Genomic DNA, 26,601 nt, shown 5'->3' on the forward strand with positions numbered 1-26,601 from the left:
TGGAAGCATGGTGACATGTGGAGCTGACGAATACTAATAGATCGAGGACTTAACCATATAATATGAAGCAATGTTATCTAGTTTTGAAAGAATATAAAAAACTTGTTGACTTTCAAAAGTAAATGAGTTACAATAATTCTTGTCTTAAATGAATACAGTCTGGTAATGATGGCAGAGAGGTCACACCCGTTCCCATACCGAACACGGAAGTTAAGCTCTCTAGCGCCGATGGTAGTTGGGACCTTGTCCCTGTGAGAGTAGGACGTTGCCAGGCAAATGGAGGATTAGCTCAGCTGGGAGAGCACCTGCCTTACAAGCAGGGGGTCGGCGGTTCGATCCCGTCATCCTCCACCATTTAGCCGACTTAGCTCAATTGGTAGAGCAACTGACTTGTAATCAGTAGGTTGGGGGTTCAAGTCCTCTAGTCGGCACCAGAAATCATGGCGGTTGTGGCGAAGTGGTTAACGCACCGGATTGTGGCTCCGGCATTCGTGGGTTCGATTCCCATCAGTCGCCCCATTTTTCTTAAATAAATTAATATGCGGGTGTGGCGGAATTGGCAGACGCACCAGACTTAGGATCTGGCGCCTTTGGCGTGGGGGTTCGACTCCCTTCACCCGCACTTTTAATTAAATAACTCATACATGTCTTGCGGAAGTAGTTCAGTGGTAGAATACAACCTTGCCAAGGTTGGGGTCGCGGGTTCGAATCCCGTCTTCCGCTCCAATTTTCAATATGACATGCCGGGGTGGCGGAACAGGCAGACGCACAGGACTTAAAATCCTGCGGTGGGTGACCACCGTGCGGGTTCGACCCCCGCCCTCGGCACCATATGCGCCCGTAGCTCAATTGGATAGAGCGTTTGACTACGGATCAAGAGGTTAGGGGTTCGACTCCTCTCGGGCGCGCTTTTATTAACGGGAAGTGGCTCAGCTTGGTAGAGCACCTGGTTTGGGACCAGGGGGTCGCAGGTTCAAATCCTGTCTTCCCGATATTCCTAAAAAACATGGGGCCTTAGCTCAGCTGGGAGAGCGCCTGCCTTGCACGCAGGAGGTCAGCGGTTCGATCCCGCTAGGCTCCACTTATATTAATATCATTTATGGCGGTGTAGCTCAGCTGGCTAGAGCGTACGGTTCATACCCGTGAGGTCGGGGGTTCGATCCCCTCCGCCGCTACCATAAAGGACCTTTAGCTCAGCTGGTTAGAGCAGACGGCTCATAACCGTCCGGTCGTAGGTTCGAGTCCTACAAGGTCCACCATTAGACGTATATATCTCGGAGGTATACCCAAGTTCGGCTGAAGGGATCGGTCTTGAAAACCGACAGGCGGCGAGAGTCGCGCGGGGGTTCGAATCCCTCTACCTCCTCCATTTTTTCTAAAGTAAATATTTTATCATCGCGGGGTGGAGCAGCACGGTAGCTCGTCGGGCTCATAACCCGAAGGTCGCAGGTTCAAATCCTGTCCCCGCAACCAAATGGTCCCGTGGTGTAGTGGTTAACATGCCTGCCTGTCACGCAGGAGATCGCCGGTTCGACCCCGGTCGGGACCGCCATTTTTACATAAAGGCTCGGTAGCTCAGTCGGTAGAGCAGAGGACTGAAAATCCTCGTGTCGGCGGTTCGATTCCGTCCCGAGCCACCATTTTGAAGTCGCAAGCCGACTTAGCTCAATTGGTAGAGCAACTGACTTGTAATCAGTAGGTTGGGGGTTCAAGTCCTCTAGTCGGCACCACTTTCAAAATGAGCCATTAGCTCAGTTGGTAGAGCATCTGACTTTTAATCAGAGGGTCGAAGGTTCGAGTCCTTCATGGCTCACCATTTACAATTTAATGCGGGTGTAGTTTAGTGGTAAAACAAGAGCCTTCCAAGCTCTGGTCGAGAGTTCGATTCTCTTCACCCGCTTTTCAATTATGGGCCTATAGCTCAGCTGGTTAGAGCGCACGCCTGATAAGCGTGAGGTCGATGGTTCGAGTCCATTTAGGCCCACCATAATTGTTCCGCAGTAGCTCAGTGGTAGAGCTATCGGCTGTTAACCGATCGGTCGTAGGTTCGAGTCCTACCTGCGGAGCCATATTTATAGAGAAGTACCCAAGTGGCTCAAGGGGCTCCCCTGCTAAGGGAGTAGATCGCGAACGCGGTGCGAGGGTTCGAATCCCTTCTTCTCTGCCAGAACTGGCCCGTTGGTCAAGTGGTTAAGACACCGCCCTTTCACGGCGGTAACACGGGTTCGAATCCCGTACGGGTCATACTAAAAGAGATAGCATAATCTGCTATCTCTTTTTTGTTGTGTAAAAGTGGACTTTGAATAGTCTGCTTTTTTATGCAATAGAAGAAATATGAAGTATTCGCTGTTGCAACTTCAACTTGAACTTTTACCCCAGCTGTATGGCTGTAGCCTCCTACACTTGGAGAAAACGATGAAAATACATCCGGGAGCTACTGTGGAAAATAAATAATATATAGAAGAAGCTGCCTCTCAATAGGGTGACCTACTGGAGACAGCTTTTTTATGTTGTCATTATTGTCGAGTTTTGTCGGTAAGTCGATATATTGCAAAAATCGCTGATATAATTTGAGTTACGATCGATAAATTTTAATAATCGCTGATATATTTGGAGTTACGGTCGATATATTCTAAAAATCGCCGATATAATTTCACTTACCGATGAAAACCACAAGAAAAACCCTTTCACAATCTAAAGAAAACGCCTCCATTGAAATGGATTCCACACCTATTCCAATAACTTTACACTCTATGTGAAAAAGTTCACAAATAGGTCATAATTTGTGAAGTAATTCACAATAATACGTGCTACAATATGAATGTAAAGAAGTTAAACAACATTAAATTAGTATTTTAATTAATTACTTAAACAATCATAAAAAAATATATGTGAACAATAGAGAGGGGAAATTACCATGAAAAAAGGTATCAATCGTGTAGTATTAGTAGGAACAGGAGCTGTAGGTTGTAGTTACGCTTACTCAATGATCAACCAAGGTGTAGCTGAAGAATTCGTATTAGTAGATGTTAATGAAGCAAAAGCAGAAGGGGAAGCAATGGACTTAAGCCATGCGGTACCATTCTCTCCATCACCAACAAAAGTTTGGAGCGGTAGCTATGCAGATTGTAAAGATGCAGATTTAGTTGTTATCACTGCTGGGTTACCACAAAAGCCAGGTGAAACTCGTTTAGACTTAGTTGAGAAAAATACAAAGATCTTTAAACAAATCGTTCGCGGCATTATGGATAGTGGATTCGATGGAATCTTCTTAATCGCAACTAACCCAGTTGATATTTTAACTTACGTAACTTGGAAAGAATCTGGTTTACCGAAAGAGCGCGTAATCGGTTCTGGTACTACTTTAGACTCTGCTCGTTTCCGTTACATGTTAGGTGACTACTTAGATGTAGATCCACGTAACGTTCATGCTTACATCGTTGGTGAACACGGTGACACTGAACTTCCAGTATGGAGCCACGCTACTATCGGTGTACAAAAACTAGAAACAATCTTAGCTAACAACGAACAGTACAAACAAGAAGACTTAGATAAAATCTTCGAAAATGTACGTGATGCAGCTTACCATATCATCGAGCGTAAAGGTGCAACTTACTACGGAATCGGTATGTCACTACTTCGTGTAACTAAAGCAATCTTAAACAACGAGAACAGCGTATTAACTGTATCTGCATACCTTGAAGGCCAATACGGTGAGAAAGATGCTTACGTAGGTGTTCCAGCTGTAATTAACCGCGAAGGTGTACGTGAAATCGTAGAGCTTGAGTTAAATGAAGAAGAAAAAGCGAAGTTCGCTCATTCTGTAAAAGTATTAAAAGAAACAATGGCACCAGTACTATAATAATTGCTAAATCATTCAGGGGCGGGACACTGCTTCCTACCTCTGAATTCATATAATTTAATATAAATTCCTTTTCCGGTTTCCCTTGTATATCCCCAATATACCCCTTTTGCTGGATAAGGGTCGTTTATAGAAAAAGAGCACTCTATTTTACGTAGAGTGCTCTTTATTATTCCGCTATTTGCCGGGCAGTAAAACCTCAATTGATTAAAGTTTCACTTTATTATTTTTTAGGCGTTAATCCTAATTTCTTTAAAATATCTGCCAGTGTACCGCTTTTGGATTTTTCTACAGGTGTTTGTGATTTAGATGCATCTGGACCTTTTTTCAAGAAGTTCTTTTCGACGAAGCGAATATCTTTTTCATCGACAATCCCATCTTTATTAAGGTCTCCGTCTTTTACAGTTAGTCCTTTTTTGCCATAGTTGCTAGCGATAATTTCAGCATCTCTAATATCGATTACTTTATCAGCATTTACATCGCCGGCAAGGTTTTCGTCAGGTCTTGCATAATAATATTGGCCAAGCAGCTTACCGTCTTTTTCAGTACCAAGTTTCGTTGTTAGGCGGCTTGTTAAATGTCCTGGCACCTCTACATATAAGTTATAGTCGCGTTTATTAACTGGAAGTCCATTTAGTTTGAAGTATCCGTATTTATCTAGTGAGCCTTCAAACTTATGACGATAAGAATCAGTCGCATATACTTTTACGCCAAGCTTTGTATAATCGAACTTTTCATCTAAATATCCACGTTCATTTAAGAATGCACCAGGCTTAATATTTCCTTCTACTAATGAGTTTAAGGACATTACTGAGAATGATTGATCTTGAAGGACACGAATTCTATTTGGCTCTGTTTCTCCTGGTTTCCAGTATACAAACACTGGTAACTCTAATTGAGCATTTGCTTCATAAAACTCATCGTTTTCTACTTTGAACGTTACATCAATGAACGGGAAATCACCATCTAATCCAGCGAAGTTTTTGTCATCGATAGCACCGCCAACTGTAACAGAGCCTGCTTCTAGCTTCGGTTCATTTACTTTTGCTGTTACCCCTTTTTCAGAAAGGAGTTTTTCAAAAGCAGGATTCAATTTCGCATTTGCAAATTTGAAGTTCTTTTCTAGGAATTTTACGTTAAATTCCCCAGCAACAAACTGTTTCACATGTTTGGCGTTTAGCGTTACAGTGAATTCATCACCTTTATATACTTCTTTTTTATTATAGCTAGCTTTCGCATATTGAGCTCCTTGCGGGATAAACCAATAGTTATTTACACCGCTTGGATAGTCAGCTCCTGCAGTTGCATAATCGAAAATATATACCCCTGTGTTCATTGGACCTTCCACTTTAAAGGATTCAGGAGTAATGCCAACTTTAAAGTCACCGTTTGTATTAATAGGTAAAAACTTATGCAAGTATGGAGAATAGTCATAATACATCACTCCGTTTGCTTCTTGCGTAATGTTTAATCCTTTTCCTTTTAAGTAGTCAACATTCGAATCATACACATTTCCTTTAATCCATAATGCCTTTTTACCGTCTTCTACTGTATAGTTTTCTTCATTTAATTCATAAATACCAGGTTTTAATCCAGTTAATTTTACTTCTGGCGGTGTATTATCAATTACGACATAATCACCTTTCACACGTGCTTTCCCAGCCTTATCATAACCAACAAATTCAATTGTGTAATCGCCTTCTGGTAAGTCGATTTTCTCATCACCAATTGGTTTTGCAGGATCATTTGTGAAAGGATATACTCTGCCGTTAAAGAATGAATCTAAGTAGTAATACACATCCGTTTTTAGTCCGCTTGTGTTTAATGTTCCAATGAAGCCAAGCGCTTTATTTGTTTTTGAATCCTTCACGATAAGGTCTAACGTCTCAAGGTCGCTATTTAATTGGAATGCTCCGTGTAAATACGATTCACGATATGGATTGAATTTAGATGTATCAGTTGAAATGGCTTTTCTTGATAAAAAAGCATTTTCAATACCAGGCTCTGATACACGAATAGAGAATGGTATTTGATACGTTTCTTCTTTATTTTTCGTATTTGTAATATGAATATATCCTTCATATCGGCCTTGCTTCACGCCAGCTGGAATATTAATTTTTGCTTCAACCTCATCTGATTTTCCAGCATCAACAGTAATTGTTTCTCGGGTAGAAACTTTTACACCATTTGCGGTAGCGTCGTTAATAGAAGGAGAAGCTGGTGTATAAGAAATTTCTGTTTTAAATTCTTTTTTTTCTTGTTTATTATGGTTTTCCACTTTTATATTTCGTTTTTGTTCAAGAGCTTCACCGTCTTTTTGATAGAACTTCCCGAATGCAATGGATCCGGTTTCTTCTGGTACTTCAATTACTTCATCATTTACAACTGTTTTTGTTGTATCTAGCACTTTAAAACTTGTTTCCGTATGAACGGAGTTGTATGCATCTACTCGTCCAGCTCCAACTTCATATACGGAATACTTTTCTTTTAAATCATCAGCTGTGTTCATAAGAGACGCCTTTACATCGAATGGAGAGTATTCTGGGTGTTCTTGTAAAATAAGAGCAGCAACGCCCGCGATATGAGGAGAAGCCATAGATGTTCCTTGCATACGCTCATAGGAAACGTCATAGTTTTCGCCCTCTTGTGGGTCATTAATATATTCAGGTACTGTTGAAAGTACAGCAACACCAGGCGCTGTAATATCTGGTTTAATATCATCATTTGATGTAACAGGACCGCGTGAGCTAAAGTCTGCAAGATGATCGCCTTCTGTTTGAATATAACTAAGTTCGTCAAAAGTAAAGGATGTATTACCTTGTTCGATTTGAGCTTTTAGTTTTTCACCGTCTTCTTTCGTTAGGCGGAATGCTGGAATGTATTTTGTGCTTTCGCCAACGTAGAAAGGAATTTCTCCGTCCACATTGTTATAAATAATAACGGCCTTTGCGCCAGCTTGTTTTGCGTTAGCAATTTTTTCATCAAATGACAGTGTACCACGTGCAACGAGAGCGATTTTTCCTTTTACATCTTTTTTACTAAACTCGTCAGACGTACCAATTCCTACAGATTCAATAGATAGAGATTGTCCTTTGAAATCCTCTATTTTATCAGTGAAATTTTTGCCGAATAAAATTAAGTTAGGAAATTGTAATTGTCCAGCATGGCCTGATAGTTTCGGTAAGGAAATAGAGCTATCACTTGCTCCAACCGTAATTGCAAATGGAGAAGCACCTGGTGATCCGAGTGTGGATGGATTCGGTCCAGAGTTACCAGCAGCAACGACTGTAACAACACCGGAAAGCATCGCGTTATTGACAGCGATAGATGTTGGATCGAGTGGATTGTTGCTATCGTCACCTAATGATAAGTTAATAACATTCATACCGTCAGAAATAGATTTATCGATTGCAGCAATAATACCAGAACTATCTCCGCTTCCGTATGGACCGAGTACACGATAGTTATACAGTTCAATGCCAGGTGCAACGCCTTTTACTGCGGAATCTGATGTATTTTTCTTTTGAGCAGAAACGATACCTGCTACGTGAGTACCGTGGGCGGTGTAGAAGGAAGAACCACGGCTATCAAATTCAGGAGCACCAGATTGTTGCCATTCTGAATAAGTAGTTTCCATTGGATCTGCATCGTTATTAATAAAGTCCCAACCCTTTACTGAGTTTGGGTCTACTTTGCTAGAGTCCTCACCAGGTTTTGCGCGATAGCCTTTATATACGTCTTTTAAGTCAGGGTGATTGTAATCAATACCCGTATCTAATACACCAACTTTAATTCCTTTTCCGGTAATGCCTTCACTATGTAACTTATCGACCCCAATTTGTGGAATACTATCGGTTAGTTTTTGAGGTGCTTTTTGCTCTGCTTGTTTTGGTAAATTTAATTTCACTTCGTAATCTTTCCAAATGCGTTTTACAACGCCAATTCGTAACAATTCTTCCACTGTATTTGCCGGTAACGTCAGCGCAACACCATTTATCGCATGCTTATAAGAACGTTTAATTTGTACAGACTGGAAGTTTCCAGATTTTACTGATGGGCTGAATTGATAAAGACGTTTTAGTCCTTTTTCGAATTCTTCATGTTCTTGATCAATACGTGCTTTTATATTTTCAGGAGCAGACTGTAATCCTTTTTCTTTTTGTTTTAATTCATTAATTTTTACTGGCGCAGTTTGAAATTCTACAATGATATTTACTGGTTCAGAACTACTTGTATTAATATCTGGCGAAATCGTAAAGCCAGGATTGGCATCTAACGTTTGTAATGCCTGACGCTGTTCTTTAGAAAGTTTTGATAGTAAAGACTGGGCGTTTGAAGAGTCAATTTGGTTAATAGGATTTTCAGCAAGTACATTGAACGGAAGGGCAGTTGAAAACAGAAAGCCAGCCGTTACAATTCCGGTAACAAAATGATTTTTCTTTTTCATGTATAAGCCTCCGATAATTTATATTTTAAAAATTATTTCTCCACGCCTGGTGTTTGCTCAGCATGGAATGTCCAGTTTAGCTGCAGGGAATCACCTTGAAATTTATTTTGATCTTGGTTGTTATCTTCAAATGAGAAGAGGACGTGTAAGTAATCTGTTTCACCAGATTTAATACCATCTATTAAGTTATGACGTTCTAGAGACGTAGCGACATCTTCAGGTTTCATAGTTTTTAATTGTGATAGTTTTGTTTCCCACAAAATCTCATGATCATCGTTTGGATTAGATGGCTGTCCATCATTTACTAGAAACTTGACGATAATGTGATCACCTAAATCTTCACCGTCATTATTTTGCTTTGCATCTGTAACTTCATATGATGTTTCAAGTGCTACTTTTGCGATATCCAATGTACCTTTATTTTCAAGCTTGAAGTTCCTTTCAATAAAATCACCTGGTTTTAAATCTTTCACATTAACGATTACACTTGGATTAATAGAAAGATCTAGTGTTCCAGCTTGAAATGAGTTACTTGATGTTTCTGAATCACTGAAATAGGCGAATACACCGCCGAATGTAAGGGATAAGCCAAGTGAAGCGGTGATAACTCCCATTCCTACTTTTTGTTTTAATGACATAAGAAAGCCTCCTAGTTAAATTTGTATAGCAACCGTTCGCAACAAGGATAAATGAGTAAACATAGTAGTCCGCTATGAATTGTGGTTACGAAAGATCGACGTTCTTTATTGAGAACAAGTATATGCTTATAAATTTCGCATTTCAATAAAATTGTGACAAAAAATATTGAGAAACATTTTTTTATGACAGATTATTTTGTTTTGATTTTAAGTGAAAAATAGCATGAAAAATAGGATAAACATAATAAAATAAAGGTTGAGAAAAAATAATTGGTAAAAATATAGAAGAATAATAAAGCGTTTTCAATGAATATTCGTCAAAATTCGATATTTTACACGGAAATGTGAAGGAAAACTAACATTTTTAAGAAAAAAACGAATGTTTTTTATAAATTAACAAGGATATTGCAGTTTTTCGCAGAAATAGTTAAAGTATAAAAAATTCTGTCATCTAAGTGAGGTGAGCATATTGAGTGTAATAAATTGTGAAGAAGTGAAACGAGATGAGTTTCATACAGAAAAGTACTATGAAAGTTATAATATCTTTGGCGCACATGTTGTGACGGAAGATGAGATTCAAGGAGTACGATTTACAGTGTGGGCTCCTCATGCGAAAGCAATGAGTGTTGTTGGAGATTTTAATGAGTGGGATTATGAGCAACATAAAATGCTACAAGTGACAGAAGAAGGCATTTGGTCCTTGTTTATACCGCATATTGAAGAAGGAGAAATATATAAATATGCGATTGAAACGTTGGCTGGTGACGTCATTTTAAAGGCAGATCCGTATGCTGTATATGCAGAAGTAAGGCCGAATACGGCATCTGTAGTTTTTGATATAAAGGGATATGAATGGAATGATAAAAACTGGACTCGTAAGAAAAAGAAAAAATCGATTTATAAAGAAGCGATGACAGTTTATGAATTGCATTTTGGTTCTTGGAAAAAGAAAGAAGATGGAACACTGTATTCTTACAGGGAAATGGTAGAAGAACTCATTCCATATGTGGTGGAACATCAATTTACACATATTGAAATTATGCCGCTTGTTGAGCATCCATATGATCGTTCTTGGGGATACCAAGGAACGGGATATTATGCAGCGACGAGTAGATTTGGTACGCCGCATGATTTAATGTATTTTGTCGACGAATGTCATAAATATGGAATCGGTGTCATTTTAGATTGGGTGCCGGGGCATTTTTGTAAAGATGCTCACGGTTTATATTTGTTTGATGGCACACCGACCTATGAATATAAAGATAAAGATGTACAAGAAAATCCAGTATGGGGAACTGTCAATTTTGATTTAGGAAAGAGAGAGGTACGTAATTTCTTAATTTCAAATGCGTTATTTTGGATGAGATATTTCCATATTGATGGTTTCAGAGTTGATGCAGTTGCGAACATGTTGTACTGGAATAAAGAAGGACAAGAGCAAAGTAATGAGCATGCTGTTTCATTTTTAAGAGAGTTAAATGAAGCAGTGTTTGCAGAGGATGAAGATTTTCTTATGACGGCAGAAGATTCAACTGCTTGGCCACTTGTAACAACTCCAACGTATGAAGGTGGGCTTGGATTCAATTACAAATGGAACATGGGCTGGATGAATGACGTGCTGAAATATATGGAGTGTGCGCCTGAATATAGGAAACACATTCATGAGAAAATGACGTTTTCTTTGCTATATGCGTACTCTGAAAACTTCATATTACCGCTTTCTCATGATGAAGTCGTTCATGGGAAAAAGTCGTTATTAAATAAAATGCCAGGTGATTACTGGGATAAGTTTGCTCAGCTTCGTTTATTATATGGATATTTCTTTACTCACCCAGGAAAGAAATTACTTTTCATGGGAGGGGAATTCGGACAGTTTGATGAGTGGAAAGACCTTGAAGATTTAGATTGGAATTTACATGATTTTGAAATGCATCGTTATATGCATGATTACTTTAAAGAGCTCATAGCATTGTATAAGCGCTCAAAACCACTTTGGCAGCTTGATCATTCGCCTGAAGGTTTTCAGTGGATTGATGCTAATAATAACGAGCAAAGTATTTTCTCGTTTATCCGCCAAGGGGATAAACAAGAGGATGCGTTAGTTATCGTATGTAATTTTACGAAAGCTACATATGAAAACTATAAAGTAGGTGTACCAGATTTCGAGTATTATAACGAGATTTTAAACAGTGATGCACAGCAATATGGCGGTTCGGGGCAAGTGAATAAGAAACGTCTTAAGACGATTCTAGAACCGTACCATAATCAAGCAGCACATGTAGAGATTACAATTCCACCATTTGGCGTATCCATATTACGACCAGTGAAGACGAGAAAGGGGAGCAAAAAACAAGATGGCTCAAAAACAAAAGTGCGTAGCAATGTTACTAGCAGGGGGAAAAGGTAGTCGATTAAGTGCATTAACAAAAAATTTAGCCAAGCCAGCTGTTCCATTTGGTGGTAAATATCGCATTATTGATTTTACGCTAAGTAACTGCGCGAATTCTGGTATTGAAACGGTTGGGATTTTAACGCAATATCAACCACTAGAACTTCATAATTATATCGGAATCGGCAATGCATGGGATTTAGACCGAGTAAGCGGTGGAGTCACAGTATTACCTCCTTATGCGGAGTCTTCAGGTGTGAAGTGGTACACAGGTACGGCAAGTGCCATTTATCAAAACTTAAACTATTTAAGTCAATATGAACCAGAGTATGTTCTTATTTTATCAGGCGACCATATTTATAAAATGGATTACAGTAAGATGCTAGATTACCATATTGAGAAAGAATCGGACGTATCCATTTCTGTTATTGAAGTACCTTGGGATGAAGCGAGTCGCTTTGGCATTATGAATACAAATGAAGAAATGGAGATTGTTGAGTTTGAAGAGAAACCACAATTTCCAAGAAGTAATCTTGCATCAATGGGAATCTATATTTTTAATTGGTCAATTTTGAAAGAGTATTTAGAGATGGATGCAAGAAACCCTGAATCTAGTAACGATTTCGGAAAAGACGTACTTCCGCTTTTATTGGATGAAGGGAAGAAGTTAATGGCGTATCCGTTTGAAGGATATTGGAAAGATGTTGGAACGGTGAAGAGCTTATGGGAAGCGAATATGGATTTGCTTCGCGATGAAACATCACTGAATTTAAACGATCGTAATTGGCGTATTTACTCTGTCAATCCAAACGAACCGCCTCAATATATTGCTGAAAAGGCGAAAGTAGAAGAATCGCTTATTAACGAAGGATGCGTCATTGAAGGGGACGTGAAGCATTCTGTGTTATTCCAAGGAGTGACGGTGGAAGAAGGAAGTATGGTGATTGATTCTGTCGTTATGCCAGGGGCTAAGATTGGTAAAAATGTTGTGATTGAAAGAGCGATTGTTGGATCAGAAATGGTTATCGAAGATGGAACAATCATTCGTCCAGAAAAGAATGTTGACGATGTAGTATTAATTGCTGAAGGGAAATAGAAAAGGGGGATGAAATGAATGGGAGAAAAAATGTTAGGAATTATTAATGCAACGGGAAGTTTTCCTTCCTTAAAGAAAGTAACAGGGCATCGTTCACTAGCGGCGTTACCGTTTGGGGGCCGTTATCGACTCATTGATTTCATGCTTTCAAATATGGTGAATTCTAGTATTCATAGTGTGGCAGTTTTTACAAGCCATAAAAATCGTTCGTTAATGGACCATGTTGGTTCAGGAAAACAGTGGGATTTAGATAGAAAACGAGACGGACTATTTTTATTCCCGCCAAACTGCCAATGTGACCAAGATGAATTTGGGTCTTTTGCACACTTTAGAAGACATATTGATTATTTTCTAAGAAGCAGAGAAGAGTACGTTGTTATTACGAATAGCCATCTCGTAACAGCATTAAATTTTCAAGCGGTGTTAGAGCGACATATACATACGGCAGCTGATATTACAGAAGTTTGCCATGAAGGGGTTTCGCTTCAAACATACGTGTTAAAGAAACAATTATTGTTAGACTTATTTGAGTCATATAAAGGTGTGGAACAATACAGTTTATTTGATGTAGTGAGAGAAAAGCGCGGGAAATCATTACACATTGCTACATATGAACATACTGGATATGTAGCAATTATTGACTCGATTGAAAGTTACTATAAACATAGCTTAGAAATTTTGCAACCTGCTATTTGGAAGCAATTATTTAAGAAAGAAGCACCGATCTTTACGAAAGTAAAAGATGAGCCACCAACTCGTTATTTAAAGGGTGCAGTCGTGAAAAATACAATGATTGCAAATGGCAGTATTATTGAAGGGGAAGTCGAAAACAGTGTTGTTTCCCGTTCGGTTAAAATTGGAAAAGGTTCAATTATTCGTAACAGTATTATTATGCAAAAGAGCCAAATTGGAGATAACTGTATAATAGACGGTGTTATTATTGATAAAGACGTGAAAATTGGCGACGGGGTCGTATTAAAAGGAAGCGCCGATGAGCCGTATGTTATAGAAAAAGGAAGCGTACAAAACAGTACGATTAATAGTTATTCCTAAAGAATCAGTGGGGGCTTTTTCCTCCACTGATTAAAGTTTTAATTTAAATGAAAACTCGAAGGGAGGAAGCTGCAAGAGGAGTAATAAAAACTTTTCGCGCAGTGGGACAACAAGTGAATATTTTATTTGCAGTATCAGAATGTGTACCGTTTGTGAAATCGGGAGGATTAGCTGATGTAGCGGGTGCGCTCCCAAAAGAGCTAAAAAAATTAGGAGTGGACGTTCGTATTATACTTCCGAATTATAGTCTCATTCCGCAAAAGTTAAGAGATGGATGTACGTTACATAAAGTAATTAACGTCCCTCTTGGGTGGAGAAATCAATATTGTGGAATTTTAAAAGGTGAGCAAGACGGAATTACGTATTACTTAATAGATAATGAATATTATTTTAAGAGAGATTCTCTGTATGGGCATTACGATGACGGAGAGCGTTTTTCTTATTTCTCAAAAGCAGTGTTAGAGTGTATTCCGCACCTTGATTTTGAAGTGGATGTTCTTCATAGCCATGATTGGCATACGGCTATGGTTAATTTCTTACTTCGTGAAAAGTATCAAGATAACCCGTTATATGAGCGTATTAAAACGGTATATACGATTCATAACTTGCAGTTCCAAGGTGTATTTCCTCCTGAAGTGATGTACGACTTGTTAGAGCTTGGTGATGAATATTTTCATAGTGAGCAGCTAGAGTTTTATGGAAACGTAAACTTTATGAAAGGCGGTATTATCGCTTCGGATCAAATTACAGCGGTGAGCCCGACGTATAAAGAAGAAATTCAATATGAATTTTTCGGTGAGAAGTTAGATGGATTACTGCGAAAATATAATGATAAGCTTAGCGGCATTGTAAATGGTATTGATACGAGCGTATATAATCCAGAAACGGATTCGTATATTAAGGCTCAGTATGATGCAGAGTCATTATATGAAAAGAGTGAAAATAAACGCGCCTTGCAGCGTTATTTTGGTTTGCCAGAAAAAGAGGATACACCAATTATTTCAATGGTAACGAGATTAACGAAACAAAAAGGTCTTGATTTAGTACGTACTGTATTCCGCGAAATAATGGAAGAAGATGTACAATGTATTATTTTAGGTTCAGGTGATTCGGAATATGAGCAATTCTTTGAGTGGATGGCATATGAGTATCCGGAGAAGGTAAAAGTTTATATCGGATTTAATGAAGAATTAGCTCACCAAGTGTATGCGGGAAGCGATTTGTTTTTAATGCCATCGCTGTTTGAACCGTGTGGACTTGGACAACTTATCGCATTAGCATACGGTACAATTCCAATTGTAAGAGAAACAGGTGGGTTAAACGACACGGTACATTCTTATGATGAAGAAACAGGCGAAGGAAATGGTTTCAGTTTCACGAATTTTAATGCACATGACATGCTGCATACGATTCATCGTGCAATTGAATTCTATCATGATAAACCAGTGTGGGAGCAGCTTGTAAAACAAGCGATGACTGAAGATTATAGCTGGGAGCAATCGGCTCTTGCTTATAAGGAATTGTATAAAAGTCTCATGGAATAACATGTAGGTGGTGAAAAAATGTTTACTCATGTTGAAAGTTTTAAATCAACTTTTCTAGAAAAGTTAGAGACGATGTATGGTAAAAGTTTTAAAGATTCTACAACTCGTGATCAATATAATACACTCGGCCATATGGTACGTGAGTATATGAATAGTCAATGGATTGCAACGAACGAGAGTTATCGATCCGGAGAGCAAAAGCAAATGTATTACTTGTCTATTGAGTTTTTGCTTGGACGTTTGCTTGGAAGTAACATCTTGAATTTAGGTATTCGAGATGTATGCGAGCAGGGGTTATCTGAACTAGGGATTTCGTTACAAGAGTTAGAAGAAGTGGAAGCAGATGCAGGCCTTGGTAATGGTGGGCTTGGACGCTTAGCAGCCTGTTTTCTCGATTCACTCGCATCTTTAAACTTACCAGGACACGGCTGTGGAATTCGTTATAAACATGGTTTGTTTGATCAGAAAATTGTTGATGGTTATCAAGTTGAATTTCCAGAACAGTGGCTTCTTCATGAAAACGTATGGGAAGTAAGAAGGTATGATCAAGCTGTAGAAGTAAGTTATTTCGGCAGTGTTGAACCGCTAGAAATTGACGGGCGTTTAGAGTTTAGGCATACAAATGCAGAAGTCATTATGGCCGTGCCATATGATGTGCCGGTAGTTGGCTATGAGACGAGTACTGTAAATACACTTAGACTTTGGAATGCTGAACCAGTTCCTTTCCCGCAAAACTGCAAAGATATTTTGAAATATAAGCGTGAAACAGAGGCTGTATCGGAGTTTTTATATCCAGATGATACGCATGATGAGGGAAAAATACTTCGTTTAAAACAACAGTATTTCCTCGTATCAGCAAGTTTGCAAAATATCGTTCGAATGCATAGAGAAAGATATGGTGACCTTCGTCAACTACATGAAAAAATTGCGATCCACATTAACGATACACATCCGGTTTTAGCAATTCCGGAACTGATGCGTATTTTACTAGACGAAGAAAAGTTAGCATGGGAAGAAGCTTGGCACATAACGACGCAGACGATTTCTTATACGAATCATACGACGTTATCAGAAGCGCTCGAAAAGTGGCCAATTCACATTTTTAAACCGTTATTACCGAGAATTTATATGATTATTGAAGAGATTAATGAACGTTTCTGTCATGAACTGTGGGAACAGTATCCGTATGAGTGGGATCGTATTGAAGCAATGGCGATTATTGCACATGACCTTGTGAAAATGGCTCATTTAGCGATTGTCGGTAGCCATAGCGTAAACGGTGTAGCAAAAATTCATACGGAAATATTAAAGCAGCGGGAAATGCGATTGTTTTATGAATTTTATCCAGATAAGTTTAATAATAAGACGAATGGAATTGCTCATAGGCGCTGGCTTATGAAAGCAAATCCACAGTTAACAAATCTCATTTCAGAGGCGATTGGAACGGAGTGGAAGAAAGAACCGATTAAGCTTCAAGAGCTACAATTAGTTCAATATGATGCGAGTTTCCAAGAGAAATTTGCAGAGGTAAAACAAGAGCGTAAAGAGATTTTAGCAGAGCGTATTCATAATACAATGGGGATTACCATTGATCCAAATTCTATTTTTGATGTGCAAGTGAAAAGATTACATGCTTATAAACGACAATTATTAAATGTTCTTCATATTTTATATTTATATAACCGTTTGAAAGAGGATGCTAGTTTTACATTTTATCCGCGTACTTTTATTTTTGGAGCGAAAGCATCACCTGGCTATTATTACGCGAAAAAAATTATTAAATTAATAAATGAACTCGCAAGAAAAGTAAATAATGACCCGTATGTCAGTCAATATATGAAAGTTATCTTTCTAGAAAACTATCGAGTTTCTTTAGCGGAAGATATATTCCCAGCGGCGGATGTAAGTGAACAAATTTCAACGGCGAGTAAAGAAGCATCGGGAACAGGTAATATGAAATTTATGATGAATGGTGCGATTACACTCGGAACGCTAGACGGTGCTAACGTTGAAATAAAAGACCGGGTCGGTGATGATAACTGTTTTATTTTCGGTTTAACGGCCGAAGAGGTTCTTCATTACTATCAAAATGGTGGCTATCGTGCAAGTGATTATTATCACCACAATAGACACATTAAAAAAGTAGTTGATCAATTAACAAATGGTTTCTTTGCACAATCGGGAGCTGAATTTGAAGCGATTTACGATTCTCTCGTGATTCAAAACGATGAATATTTCGTTCTGCGAGATTTTGGTCCATATGCTGAAAGACAAGAGGCTGTCGGTAGAGCTTATGAGAACCGAACGAAGTGGCTAGAAATGTCGATTTTAAATATTGCACAGTCTGGTCATTTTGCGAGCGATCGAACAATTTTGCAGTACAGTAATGAAATTTGGGGTATTGGTAATGCAGTTAAACAGTTTTAAAGAGGTTGCTATATTGGGAGATATATTATCGATTTACCAACCGAAATGGATATTAATAAATAAAACGGGCTTAATAAAATTAAGCTCGTTTTATTTATTTTGCTTAAGAAAGAAATGGAACAGTGGTATATATGATACCTGCCCCATCATACTCTCCTGTCGCAAAGTATGAAAATGTAAAGAAACCTGTAACCGTAAAAATTACAATAAGAAAAAGTGCGAAGATAAATTTTAACATGTAAGGTCCCCTCATCCAAAAATAACTTCATACATTATTATAGTATACGAATATTTTATTTCCAATTGTTTACTGGTTAAAAATGAGAAGTCAGACATGTTTTGTATGTTGTAATGGAATGATTATTTGTAATGGATTTTGTGTTTTTTGTAAATGTCATGTTGTGATGGACGTGTGCATACTCCCAATCATGATCATTAAAATTTATGTTTCGGGGAGGGAGAAGTGGGACGACATCGAACAAGTTGACGAAACGAAAGCTACTAGCTACTTGTAGTTTATAATAATTTCGAAAAGCGATATCTCCTACTTTTGGAGAAGCGAATGTATAAAGTCCATACTGTGCGAAGGCAGTATTTATACGTGCATCTAATATGTGTAATGTGGCAAGCGCGCCACCTAGACTATGCCCAGTAGCTAGCAGTTTTTTATGTGCTGGCAATGATACGAGCATATCCATAATAGAATCACGACAAGACTCATAAATAGAGAGAAAACCGTTATGGACATTTCCGCCATTTAAAGCATAAGGATAAGGTTTTTGATTGACGAGAGAATCAATAATCCAATCGGGGTCTGTTTGAGTGCCTCTGAAGGCAACAATAATTGTATCCTCAGATTCTAATATAAATCCGAACCATTCTGTTGTTTGAATGGCCTTTCCTTGAAACCCTTGTACATATTGAAAACCATCTGGTATCTCGAAAATGCCATTTTGTTTATATTGTTCATACGTTAACTCACAACAAGAAGCTAACAGTATGGCAGTGTCTTTATCAAAGGATAAAGGAGTACGCATTAAGGTAGCCCTCCTTAAGAAAAGGTATAGTTTAATATATGCGGTGAGGAACTTGATTCATTCTTTTGGAGGTGGGGAATAGCTTGTATCGCTTATCTAAATCGGTGGAGGAAATTATAAGGTCAAAATAAAACAGTGCCTGATAAGGGCACTGTTTACTCTTTTTCATCTCAAGGAATCGACTTTTTTAGTTATTCTTAATGAACTGACGCATGCGTTAGTTGCATAAGTAAGAGGTTTGAAAAAATAGCCTGTATATATTTGAACGATGAATAACTTACCTATTTTCTTGTGTTTGTTTACACTATATACAGAAAAATTTGAAAAACAAAACGTATTATTTATCTGTTTGTTTTTGCTTCTTTTTCAAATATTCCGTACGCAATTTTTCAAGTTGCTGCTTTTTATCAAATTTGGCAGGTTTCTGTTTTTCATGGAACTTTGCCACAGCTACCTGACTTTTGGAATCCAATTGATATTTTCCCACTTTGTTCACCTACTTTTCTTGTCTCTAAAGAGAATCTATTCAACAAATATAATATACCTTATTTTCCTGAAGTAAACCTTATTACTTTATTTTAACTGCTTTTTCTCGTTTGTAGACGTAAATTAAAACACCCTTTCACTACATTACTGCAAGCAAGGGTGTTTTAATTTTATTATTTTATTAGTTGATGGCCATGCCTACATAAGGGCACAGTTTACTCTTTCCCATCTAATAAACGACCAAGTCCACCTAATACACTACCTTCGCCAGTACTTTGCGCTGCTGGGCTTGTAAGGCGTGCTGCTAAGCGGCTAAGTGTTAAGGACTGAATCCAAACTGTTCCAGGACCTTCTAATGTTGCGAAGAATAAACCCTCGCCGCCAAATAGAGCTGTTTTTACTTTACCAACGAACTCGACATCATAGTTAATGTCTTTTGTCATAGCAACGAGACAACCTGTATCAATGCGAAGTTTCTCACCAGGTTTTAATTCACGTTTATATACAGTTCCACCTGCGTGCATGAAAGCAAGGCCATCACCTTCAAGTTTCTGCATGATGAAACCTTCACCACCGAAGAAACCAGTTCCTATTTTTTTCGTAAATTCAATTCCGATGGAAACACCTTTTGCGGCACAAAGAAAGGCATCTTTTTGACAAACTACTTTTCCTTGATACTCTGTTAAATCTACAGGAATAATTTTACCAGGATAAGGAGCAGCAAATGAGACGTGGCGCTTGCCGTGACCCGTATTTGTAAATACAGTCATAAACATACTTTCGCCTGTAACGAGACGTTTACCAGCGCCCATTAATTTTCCGAATAAACCTCCAGATGGGCCAGAACCATCACCGAAGATTGTTTCCATTTCTATGTAATCTTCCATCATCATCATTGCGCCAGCTTCTGCGATCACGCTCTCTTCTGGATCTAACTCAATTTCAACAAACTGCATATCATCGCCATATAACTTATACTCGATTTCGTGTGCTCTCATTTTTTTCACCTCGTATGTAATAGATACTTATATTGTACAGAATTTAATAGGATTAGAATACTTTAGTTTTGTTAATTTTCAAATAAAGTGGAACCAGCCAAAACTGATTATCAGCTCCCGCCAATCAAGCTGTCCACAAATGGCGGGATAATATATGAATATGGAAATTCAACATTATATTAAAATTATAAAAAAATGGTGGAATGAAAGTGTTCTCATTTGACGTTTTGGATATAGCGTGATATAGTGAAATCACTATTGAGCTACATAATGTGGTACGGAAATAAAGCACGTTGAATTAAAGGCTGTAAGCTTGTTATACATTCATGTCCTTTATATCCACCTTTTCATGTGGATTCATAGTTTCATTTTTATTTAGGAGGTACATGACATGCAAACAGGTAAAGTTAAATGGTTCAACAGCGAAAAAGGTTTCGGTTTCATCGAAGTTGAAGGTGGAGACGATGTATTCGTTCACTTCTCAGCTATCCAAGGTGACGGATTCAAAACTTTAGAAGAAGGTCAAGAAGTTTCTTTCGAAATCGTTGAAGGTAACCGTGGACCACAAGCTGCTAACGTTACAAAAAACTAATTAGCTAGCGATAAAAAGCATTCCGATTTTCGGAATGCTTTTTTTTATTCTTTGGAACTAGATTCATTTGAAGATAATTCACCTTTGAAGGTACGTTCTTCAAAATCATCAAGCATTTGTTCATATTCTTCATGCTCTTCTGTAGCGAAAACTTGTGGGTTTTTCCCGTACATATCCGTACCGATAAAGTTTTCAAAATCCTCCACGTAGCCTACGTTTTCTTCACTATTTACATACATGCCATTATAGTTTTTTGAATCTTGTCTTTCTAAATCAGACGGCGTTTCAGATGTTCCGTAATTTGCGACATCTTGCCACGCATCTTCCGCATCGTACTCAACAGAATGGTCCTCATCATGCTTGTGGAAAGAAGGAGACAACACTTCTTCTTCAACTGGTCGTGTATTCATATTTAACTTATTTGTCGCGTGCTGGATGCATGTTGTAGCGGTTGGCATTGCTTCCAATCTTTCAAATGGAATTTCTTCGCCAGACACTTCGCAAATGCCGTACGTACCCGCTTCTATTTTTTGCAAGGCATGTTTCGTGTCTTCAAGCTGTTTATGCCAAAGTTCAATAAGTCCGAAGTCTTTTTCCCGTTCATATAGCTCTGTAGCCATATCAGCTGGATGGTTATCATAGCTAGATAATTCTCCAACGGAATCACGTTCAGAAGCACGATCTGTATTTTCATGAGTTTGTATCGTTTGCTCTAGTTCTTGTTTTTGTTTTTCTAAAATGGATTTAAATTGACCTACTTGTTGTGGAGTTAACATAGTCGTCCACCTTCCTACAATTCAGTTTCTTTACATAGTATGGGCGTTGAGAGTAGGAATTATGAGATGAATTTCAGATATGAAAAAGGAGCCGCATAAGCAGCTCCTTTTATAGAAAGTACCCAAGTAATAATCCGATTCCCATTAGGAAACCGAAGATTGTATTTGTTTTTGCTGTTGCAATCATCGCAGGTACCATTTCTATTGGAATGCTTTTGCCGATAAAGCCTTTCGTCGCTTTAAATGCTTTCGGTGCACTTAAAAATACGATAAGCATCCATGGTGATACGATGCCCACGATAATTAAAGCAATTGTCCAAATGTAGGAAACGATGAACATCGAAGCAAGTACACCAACCGCTCGCTCGCGCCCAACGAGAATTGCTAACGTTTTACGACCGTTTTCTTTATCGCCATCCAAGTCACGAATATTATTAGCTAGTAAAATGGCGCCAATTAAAATGGAGCTTGGGATAGATAGTAAAATGACTTCTGATGTTACAGTTCCAGTTTGAATAAAGAATGAAATCCCAATAATAATGACACCCATAAATAATCCGGCTGTCAACTCTCCAAATGGTGTATATGCAATTGGAAGTGGGCCACCTGTATAAAGGTAAGCAACGGCCATACAAACAAGACCGATTGCAGCAAGCCACCAGCTAGAATTCATACAAATATAAACACCTAGTAGTATTGCGATGCCGAAAAATCCAAATGCTAAGTTAAGCACTGTTTTTGGCTGAATGCCATCGCGAACGATAGCGCCGCCGATACCAACTGAACCTTCGTGATCGAGTCCTCTTTTATAATCAAAGTATTCATTAAACATGTTTGTTGCTGCTTGAATGAGAAGACAAGCAAGAAGCATCATAAGGAAAAGAGGAAGATGTATTTGATTTATACCTCCGACCTGCATCGAATATGCTGTTCCGATGAAAACAGGTACGAAAGCGGCTGTTAATGTATGGGGACGTAGTAAACTCCACCAGATGCGCCAGCCTGTTTGCTTACTTGGCTTTGGCGCCGTAGGAGAGGAATTCGTTTTGACGTTCATTTCCATGTTGAATCCTCCTTTGGTCACATATTGTACACAACTAAGTGTAGAAAAAGCATCATTTAGTGTCAACGTTTATTTTCTAGGAAGAGAAGGTGAATTTCTCAGAAATGCTAAACGTTGACAGGCCTTTCGTTTGAGGTGTATCTTAAAATCAAGCGTAATTATGACTATTTTTCGCCCATAGGGGGGAGACAATTGTGATTCAAACGAAACAAAAAGGCTTGCAAGAAGTTCTTATTGCAGCTATCAAGCGTGCAACTAACGAAAAAACATTGGTTAGTTTTGTAAAACAAATAGACTGGGTGGATCCGCTTCTGTTCTATGCAGCAGGAAAAAGGATTTCATTCGAAAATAGATGTTATTTTGCAGACCCGGCTCAGCATGTAATATTTGCAGGAATTGGCTCTGTTTTCACTATAGTAAATTCTTCTCATAAGCGCTTTCAAACCGCTCGCGACGAGTGGGAGAAAGTAAAAGAGAATGCATTTGTCCAAAGAGATGAATATGAATTTGGAACGGGTCCGCTTTTATTTGGTGGTTTTTCCTTTGATCCAGAAAAAGAGAAAACGGACCTATGGAAAGAGTTTAAAGATACGACATTTTCACTACCAGCATTTTTATTAACTGTAAAAAATGAAAAAGCATGGTTAACGATGAATACATTTGTTTCAGCAACAGATTGTGCAGAAAATCTTTATAACGAAATGATTTCTTTAGAAGAGAAAATTTTGAGAGAGAGTAAATGTGCGCTAAACGGATCGAAATTGACTGTTATTTCTAAAGTAGAAGTGGATCCGAAAGGCTGGATGAAAGCAATTGAAAAAGTACAAGATGAGATGAAGCAGGGTAACGTGCAGAAGGTTGTATTGGCGAGGGAACTAAAAGTAGAGATGAATCATTCGATTGATTCTGCTCTTGTTTTAGAAGCACTTCGCATTGGTCAACCGGATTGTTACGTATTTTCTTTTGATTATAAAGGAGCATGCTTCTTAGGAGCGACGCCTGAGAGATTAATTCGCAAAGAAGATGAGAAATTTACATCGATGTGTCTTGCGGGTTCAATCGGTCATGGTCATTCTATAGAAGAAAGTAAGCGAAATAGTAATGCGCTTCTTCATGATGAAAAGAATTTAGCTGAACATGGGTATGTTGTTAACATGATCCGCTCGGTACTAAATGAACATTGCGAATACGTTAATATTCCGGAAAGCCCAGGTTTATTAACAACGAAAAACTTAATTCACTTATATACGCCTGTAGAAGCAAAAGGCGATGCGAGTCTTTTAACAATGGTAGAAGAATTACATCCAACACCAGCTCTTGGCGGGACACCTCGTTTGGAAGCGATGAAACTGATCCGTGATGTTGAATTGTTAGACAGAGGGTTGTATGGTGCACCGATTGGCTGGATAGATGATGAAGGAAATGGTGAATTTGCGGTTGCGCTGCGCTGCGGATTATTAAACGGCGAGAAAGCATCCTTATTTGCCGGTTGTGGTATTGTAATTGATTCAATCCCGCAGCTTGAATATGAAGAAACAAGTTTGAAGTTTAGACCGATGCTTGGTGCTTTGGAGGAATTAATGAAATGAACAATCATATAGAAGCATTATCATATTATTTAGGCGCGTTCGTGGATGAACTGACGCGTCTAGATGTATGTGATGTTGTCATTAGTCCAGGCTCACGGTCAACGCCGATTGCTTTACTAATGGAACAACACGAAGGAATGAACACATATTTACATGTGGATGAAAGATCAGCAGGATTTTTCGCGCTCGGTATTGCGAAAGCAAAAAAACGCCCAGTAGCATTATTATGTACGTCAGGAACAGCAGCAGCGAACTATTATCCAGCTGTATGTGAAGCTTTTCATTCAAGGGTCCCACTTATCGTCTTAACAGCGGATAGACCGCATGAATTAAGAGATGTGGGTGCACCACAAGCAATGAATCAATTTAATTTATACGGTACTTTTGTGAAACAATTTACAGAGATGGCACTGCCAGAAGCAAGTGAAGCGATGTATCATTACGCTCGTATGACGACGCAGCGTATAGTAGCAAATGCTTGTTTAGCACCGCAGGGTCCTGTTCATCTTAATTTTCCAGTTCGCGAGCCACTTATCCCTGATTTCTCACTAGAAAGCTTATGGGATAAAGGACGTAGTGAATATACAGGAGTAGTTCAGCAAGGAAACGCGGTGATGCCGAGTGAATATGTAGATTCTCTTGTAGGGCGCCTTTCACATATGGAAAAGGGGCTTATTATTTGTGGAGATGATAGTCATGCAGAAATCGCAATGTTTGCAACGCAACTAGCTGAAAAAACTGGCTATCCTATATTAGCAGACCCACTTTCTAATATTCGTAGCGGACACCACGATAAAACGATGGTAATTGACTGTTATGATACATTTTTACGAAATGAAAAGTTAAAAGAAACATGGAAACCGGACGTTTTAATTCGCTTTGGTGGTATGCCTGTTTCTAAATCATTAACGCAGTTCATAAAAAAACAAACAAAAGCAGTTCATATCGTTGTCGATGAATCAGGACAATGGAGAGATCCAGCTCTTGTTGCGACAGAAGTTGTGCAAGCAAGTGACATTGAATTCTGCAAGGCATTAATAGAAAAAATGCCAGTTATGAAAAAGAATGATTGGTCCCTAATGTGGCAACATATAAACGAAAAAACGAAGGAAACGCTTCGTGAAATGGAAACATATGAAACTGCATTTGAAGGAAAGGTTATTACAGATATTGTGCGCGTATTACCAGAAGACGCAACGTTATTTGCGAGCAATAGTATGCCAATTCGTGATACAGACTCATTCTTCTTCACATCGGATAAAAACATCCATGTGATGGCAAACCGTGGTGTAAATGGTATTGATGGAATCATTTCGACAGCTCTAGGAGCAAGCATTATTTGCGATCCACTTGTATTAGTAATTGGTGATTTATCATTTTATCACGATTTAAACGGGCTGTTAGCAGCGAAATTACATGAATTAAACATAACAATTGTCGTTGTAAATAATGATGGTGGGGGTATTTTCTCATTCTTACCACAGTATGAGAAAAAGGAACATTTTGAATCATTATTTGGAACACCAATTGGACTTGATTATGAGCATGTTGTCAAAATGTACGGCGGTTCATTTAGCCGTGTAAATGGTTGGGAGCAATTCCGAGAAGAAGTTCGAAAAGGAACGACGACAGAAGGTTTACACGTTGTGGAAATTTGTACGAACCGTGATGAAAACTTAACATTGCACCGTACGTTATGGGCAAAAACACAGGACGTAATTACTACATCTTTACAAGGTGAATCAAAATGAAAGTAACGCTGCAAGGTGTATCGTATGAATATGAAGTAGTCGGAAGCGGGGAACCACTTCTACTTCTTCATGGTTTTACGGGAAGCATGGAAACGTGGCGTTCTTTTATCTCTTCATGGAGTGAGCAGTTTCAAGTTATTGTAGTTGATCTTGTTGGGCACGGAAAGACGGAGAGTCCTGAAGATGTTGCGCATTATGATATCCGAAATGTGGCATTGCAAATGAAAGAACTACTAGATTACCTTCATATTGAAAAAGTACATATACTTGGCTACTCAATGGGAGGAAGACTGGCGATTACGATGGCATGTCTATATCCAGATTATGTACACTCTCTTTTATTAGAAAATTGTACAGCTGGGCTCGAAGACGAAGCGGATAGAAAAGAACGTCGTGAAAAAGATGATCGACTTGCCGATAAAATTGAGCGAGAAGGCATAGAAAGTTTTGTATCGATGTGGGAAGATATTCCGCTTTTTGCAACGCAAAAACGTTTAGCAAAAAACGTACAAGAAGTGGTGCGAAAAGAACGACTTGCTAACAACCCAAAAGGGCTCGCAAATAGCTTGCGCGGCATGGGAACGGGGGCTCAGCCTTCCTGGTGGGATGAGCTGAAAAACTTAAAAATACCTGTTCTTTTAATGAACGGAGAATATGATGAAAAGTTCTTCCTCATATTAAAAAACATCGAAAAATGCGTCTCTGACGCGAAATTTGTCAAAATTCATGGTGCTGGCCATGCAATTCATGTGGAACAACCGGAAAAGTTTGATACAATAGTAAAGGGATTTCTAAAAACTATGCAGTGATACTTTTTTCAGTAAGAAGGAAGCCACGCTTATAGGTGAAATCA

18 protein-coding genes, 22 tRNA genes and 1 rRNA gene are annotated in these 26,601 nt (G+C 38.6%); 33 read left to right on the forward strand and 8 right to left on the reverse strand.

The window, feature by feature from the left end; all coding sequences use genetic code 11:
- Positions 1–158: 158 nt before the first annotated feature.
- The 24 genes from rrf to HMAS_RS00125 all read left to right on the forward strand — a co-directional run bounded on the left by rrf (position 159) and on the right by HMAS_RS00125 (position 3,862).
- Positions 159–274 (forward strand): 5S ribosomal RNA (rrf, locus tag HMAS_RS00010).
- Positions 275–278: 4 nt separating this feature from the next.
- Positions 279–354: transfer RNA gene (locus tag HMAS_RS00015), tRNA-Val, on the forward strand.
- Between the two features lie 4 nt (positions 355–358).
- Positions 359–434, forward strand: a tRNA-Thr gene (locus tag HMAS_RS00020).
- Between the two features lie 9 nt (positions 435–443).
- Positions 444–519: transfer RNA gene (locus HMAS_RS00025), tRNA-His, on the forward strand.
- A gap of 22 nt (positions 520–541) precedes the next feature.
- A tRNA-Leu gene (locus HMAS_RS00030) sits at positions 542–622 on the forward strand.
- A 29-nt stretch (positions 623–651) separates the two neighbouring features.
- Positions 652–726 (forward strand) — tRNA-Gly (locus HMAS_RS00035).
- 16 nt (positions 727–742) lie between these two features.
- Positions 743–831: transfer RNA gene (locus HMAS_RS00040), tRNA-Leu, on the forward strand.
- 3 nt (positions 832–834) lie between these two features.
- Positions 835–908 (forward strand) — tRNA-Arg (locus HMAS_RS00045).
- Positions 909–918: 10 nt separating this feature from the next.
- A tRNA-Pro gene (locus HMAS_RS00050) sits at positions 919–992 on the forward strand.
- Positions 993–1,008: 16 nt separating this feature from the next.
- Positions 1,009–1,081 (forward strand) — tRNA-Ala (locus HMAS_RS00055).
- A gap of 20 nt (positions 1,082–1,101) precedes the next feature.
- Positions 1,102–1,178: transfer RNA gene (locus HMAS_RS00060), tRNA-Met, on the forward strand.
- 4 nt (positions 1,179–1,182) lie between these two features.
- Positions 1,183–1,259 (forward strand) — tRNA-Ile (locus HMAS_RS00065).
- A 17-nt stretch (positions 1,260–1,276) separates the two neighbouring features.
- Positions 1,277–1,369 (forward strand) — tRNA-Ser (locus HMAS_RS00070).
- 27 nt (positions 1,370–1,396) lie between these two features.
- A tRNA-Met gene (locus tag HMAS_RS00075) sits at positions 1,397–1,473 on the forward strand.
- 3 nt (positions 1,474–1,476) lie between these two features.
- Positions 1,477–1,552: transfer RNA gene (locus HMAS_RS00080), tRNA-Asp, on the forward strand.
- 12 nt (positions 1,553–1,564) lie between these two features.
- Positions 1,565–1,640 (forward strand) — tRNA-Phe (locus tag HMAS_RS00085).
- Positions 1,641–1,654: 14 nt separating this feature from the next.
- Positions 1,655–1,730: transfer RNA gene (locus tag HMAS_RS00090), tRNA-Thr, on the forward strand.
- Positions 1,731–1,740: 10 nt separating this feature from the next.
- Positions 1,741–1,816: transfer RNA gene (locus HMAS_RS00095), tRNA-Lys, on the forward strand.
- 13 nt (positions 1,817–1,829) lie between these two features.
- A tRNA-Gly gene (locus HMAS_RS00100) sits at positions 1,830–1,900 on the forward strand.
- A gap of 10 nt (positions 1,901–1,910) precedes the next feature.
- Positions 1,911–1,987 (forward strand) — tRNA-Ile (locus tag HMAS_RS00105).
- 7 nt (positions 1,988–1,994) lie between these two features.
- Positions 1,995–2,069 (forward strand) — tRNA-Asn (locus HMAS_RS00110).
- A gap of 7 nt (positions 2,070–2,076) precedes the next feature.
- Positions 2,077–2,167 (forward strand) — tRNA-Ser (locus HMAS_RS00115).
- A gap of 5 nt (positions 2,168–2,172) precedes the next feature.
- Positions 2,173–2,244, forward strand: a tRNA-Glu gene (locus tag HMAS_RS00120).
- Between the two features lie 673 nt (positions 2,245–2,917).
- Positions 2,918–3,862: an L-lactate dehydrogenase gene (locus HMAS_RS00125; protein ID WP_000715339.1), complete on the forward strand. Its 945-nt coding sequence runs from the start codon at positions 2,918–2,920 to the stop codon at positions 3,860–3,862.
- A gap of 223 nt (positions 3,863–4,085) precedes the next feature.
- Here HMAS_RS00125 and HMAS_RS00135 read toward each other — a convergent pair whose 3' ends face one another.
- Both HMAS_RS00135 and HMAS_RS00140 read right to left on the reverse strand, forming a co-directional pair.
- A complete protein-coding gene (locus HMAS_RS00135) occupies positions 4,086–8,309 on the reverse strand; it encodes a S8 family serine peptidase (RefSeq protein ID WP_116344657.1) in 4,224 nt (1,407 codons plus the stop codon).
- Between the two features lie 32 nt (positions 8,310–8,341).
- Positions 8,342–8,947 carry a CalY family protein gene (locus tag HMAS_RS00140; protein WP_000053930.1) on the reverse strand — a complete coding sequence of 202 codons (606 nt, stop codon included), beginning with the start codon at positions 8,945–8,947 and terminating at the stop codon, positions 8,342–8,344.
- Between the two features lie 469 nt (positions 8,948–9,416).
- On the opposite strand from HMAS_RS00140, the gene glgB reads away from it, so the two are divergent.
- From glgB to glgP, 5 genes are all read left to right on the forward strand, one after another.
- Positions 9,417–11,354, forward strand: a complete 1,938-nt coding sequence (gene glgB / locus HMAS_RS00145) for a 1,4-alpha-glucan branching protein GlgB (protein ID WP_000111405.1) — start codon at positions 9,417–9,419, stop codon at positions 11,352–11,354.
- Positions 11,302–12,432 carry a glucose-1-phosphate adenylyltransferase gene (gene glgC / locus HMAS_RS00150; protein ID WP_000057619.1) on the forward strand — a complete coding sequence of 377 codons (1,131 nt, stop codon included), beginning with the start codon at positions 11,302–11,304 and terminating at the stop codon, positions 12,430–12,432. The genes glgB and glgC overlap by 53 nt, the downstream gene beginning before the upstream one ends.
- 18 nt (positions 12,433–12,450) lie before the next feature.
- Positions 12,451–13,485: a glucose-1-phosphate adenylyltransferase subunit GlgD gene (glgD, locus tag HMAS_RS00155; protein WP_116344658.1), complete on the forward strand. Its 1,035-nt coding sequence runs from the start codon at positions 12,451–12,453 to the stop codon at positions 13,483–13,485.
- A gap of 113 nt (positions 13,486–13,598) precedes the next feature.
- Positions 13,599–15,029 (forward strand): glycogen synthase GlgA, encoded by a 1,431-nt coding sequence (glgA, locus tag HMAS_RS00160; protein WP_023901191.1) that lies wholly within the window; start codon positions 13,599–13,601, stop codon positions 15,027–15,029.
- 18 nt (positions 15,030–15,047) lie between these two features.
- A complete protein-coding gene (gene glgP, locus HMAS_RS00165) occupies positions 15,048–17,456 on the forward strand; it encodes a glycogen phosphorylase (RefSeq protein WP_000494108.1) in 2,409 nt (802 codons plus the stop codon).
- A 103-nt stretch (positions 17,457–17,559) separates the two neighbouring features.
- On the opposite strand, the gene HMAS_RS28195 is transcribed toward glgP, so the two are convergent.
- The 4 genes from HMAS_RS28195 to HMAS_RS00175 form a co-directional block, all read right to left on the reverse strand.
- Positions 17,560–17,694, reverse strand: coding sequence for a hypothetical protein (locus tag HMAS_RS28195; RefSeq protein WP_000911075.1), 135 nt, complete (start codon positions 17,692–17,694; stop codon positions 17,560–17,562).
- A 76-nt stretch (positions 17,695–17,770) separates the two neighbouring features.
- On the reverse strand, positions 17,771–18,493 hold the full coding sequence (locus tag HMAS_RS00170) for a lipase family protein (RefSeq protein ID WP_001260111.1): 723 nt from the start codon (positions 18,491–18,493) through the stop codon (positions 17,771–17,773).
- Between the two features lie 337 nt (positions 18,494–18,830).
- Positions 18,831–18,980, reverse strand: a complete 150-nt coding sequence (locus tag HMAS_RS27575) for a hypothetical protein (protein ID WP_000521639.1) — start codon at positions 18,978–18,980, stop codon at positions 18,831–18,833.
- A 214-nt stretch (positions 18,981–19,194) separates the two neighbouring features.
- A complete protein-coding gene (locus HMAS_RS00175) occupies positions 19,195–19,977 on the reverse strand; it encodes a TIGR00266 family protein (RefSeq protein WP_001201257.1) in 783 nt (260 codons plus the stop codon).
- Positions 19,978–20,368: 391 nt separating this feature from the next.
- Between HMAS_RS00175 and cspD the strand changes: the two genes are divergently transcribed.
- Positions 20,369–20,569, forward strand: a complete 201-nt coding sequence (gene cspD, locus HMAS_RS00180) for a cold-shock protein CspD (protein WP_001193054.1) — start codon at positions 20,369–20,371, stop codon at positions 20,567–20,569.
- A gap of 44 nt (positions 20,570–20,613) precedes the next feature.
- On the opposite strand, the gene HMAS_RS00185 is transcribed toward cspD, so the two are convergent.
- Together HMAS_RS00185 and HMAS_RS00190 are read right to left on the reverse strand one after the other, a co-directional pair.
- Positions 20,614–21,345: a yteA family sporulation protein gene (locus HMAS_RS00185; RefSeq protein ID WP_000957393.1), complete on the reverse strand. Its 732-nt coding sequence runs from the start codon at positions 21,343–21,345 to the stop codon at positions 20,614–20,616.
- A 109-nt stretch (positions 21,346–21,454) separates the two neighbouring features.
- Positions 21,455–22,408, reverse strand: a complete 954-nt coding sequence (locus tag HMAS_RS00190) for a 1,4-dihydroxy-2-naphthoate polyprenyltransferase (protein ID WP_000425769.1) — start codon at positions 22,406–22,408, stop codon at positions 21,455–21,457.
- Positions 22,409–22,602: 194 nt separating this feature from the next.
- Here HMAS_RS00190 and HMAS_RS00195 point away from each other — a divergent pair, with 194 nt between their 5' ends.
- From HMAS_RS00195 to menH, 3 genes are read left to right on the forward strand one after another with little or no spacing between them, the layout of a single operon-like run.
- Positions 22,603–23,997 carry an isochorismate synthase gene (locus tag HMAS_RS00195; RefSeq protein ID WP_098376268.1) on the forward strand — a complete coding sequence of 465 codons (1,395 nt, stop codon included), beginning with the start codon at positions 22,603–22,605 and terminating at the stop codon, positions 23,995–23,997.
- Entirely contained in the window at positions 23,994–25,748 is a 1,755-nt protein-coding gene (gene menD / locus HMAS_RS00200; protein WP_001059192.1) for a 2-succinyl-5-enolpyruvyl-6-hydroxy-3-cyclohexene-1-carboxylic-acid synthase, read from the forward strand. The genes HMAS_RS00195 and menD overlap by 4 nt, the downstream gene beginning before the upstream one ends.
- Positions 25,745–26,557, forward strand: a complete 813-nt coding sequence (gene menH, locus HMAS_RS00205) for a 2-succinyl-6-hydroxy-2,4-cyclohexadiene-1-carboxylate synthase (protein WP_116344659.1) — start codon at positions 25,745–25,747, stop codon at positions 26,555–26,557. The genes menD and menH overlap by 4 nt, the downstream gene beginning before the upstream one ends.
- Positions 26,558–26,601 lie beyond the last annotated feature (44 nt).

The sequence above is a fragment of the Bacillus sp. HMA207 genome (assembly GCF_003402455.1).
GTDB lineage: Bacteria > Bacillota > Bacilli > Bacillales > Bacillaceae_G > Bacillus_A > Bacillus_A cereus.

Excerpts from the sequence above, each read along its gene's own strand:
- HMAS_RS00185 (WP_000957393.1), bottom strand. The coding sequence starts at position 21,345 with ATGTTAACTCCACAACAAGTAGGTCAATTTAAATCCATTTTAGAAAAA.
- menH (WP_116344659.1), top strand. The coding sequence starts at position 25,745 with ATGAAAGTAACGCTGCAAGGTGTATCGTATGAATATGAAGTAGTCGGA.
- HMAS_RS00175 (WP_001201257.1), bottom strand. The coding sequence starts at position 19,977 with ATGAGAGCACACGAAATCGAGTATAAGTTATATGGCGATGATATGCAG.
- HMAS_RS00125 (WP_000715339.1), top strand. The coding sequence starts at position 2,918 with ATGAAAAAAGGTATCAATCGTGTAGTATTAGTAGGAACAGGAGCTGTA.
- HMAS_RS00190 (WP_000425769.1), bottom strand. The coding sequence starts at position 22,408 with ATGGAAATGAACGTCAAAACGAATTCCTCTCCTACGGCGCCAAAGCCA.
- glgP (WP_000494108.1), top strand. The coding sequence starts at position 15,048 with ATGTTTACTCATGTTGAAAGTTTTAAATCAACTTTTCTAGAAAAGTTA.
- HMAS_RS00170 (WP_001260111.1), bottom strand. The coding sequence starts at position 18,493 with ATGCGTACTCCTTTATCCTTTGATAAAGACACTGCCATACTGTTAGCT.
- glgD (WP_116344658.1), top strand. The coding sequence starts at position 12,451 with ATGGGAGAAAAAATGTTAGGAATTATTAATGCAACGGGAAGTTTTCCT.
- menD (WP_001059192.1), top strand. The coding sequence starts at position 23,994 with ATGAACAATCATATAGAAGCATTATCATATTATTTAGGCGCGTTCGTG.
- HMAS_RS28195 (WP_000911075.1), bottom strand. The coding sequence starts at position 17,694 with ATGTTAAAATTTATCTTCGCACTTTTTCTTATTGTAATTTTTACGGTT.
- HMAS_RS00140 (WP_000053930.1), bottom strand. The coding sequence starts at position 8,947 with ATGTCATTAAAACAAAAAGTAGGAATGGGAGTTATCACCGCTTCACTT.
- cspD (WP_001193054.1), top strand. The coding sequence starts at position 20,369 with ATGCAAACAGGTAAAGTTAAATGGTTCAACAGCGAAAAAGGTTTCGGT.
- HMAS_RS00135 (WP_116344657.1), bottom strand. The coding sequence starts at position 8,309 with ATGAAAAAGAAAAATCATTTTGTTACCGGAATTGTAACGGCTGGCTTT.
- glgC (WP_000057619.1), top strand. The coding sequence starts at position 11,302 with ATGGCTCAAAAACAAAAGTGCGTAGCAATGTTACTAGCAGGGGGAAAA.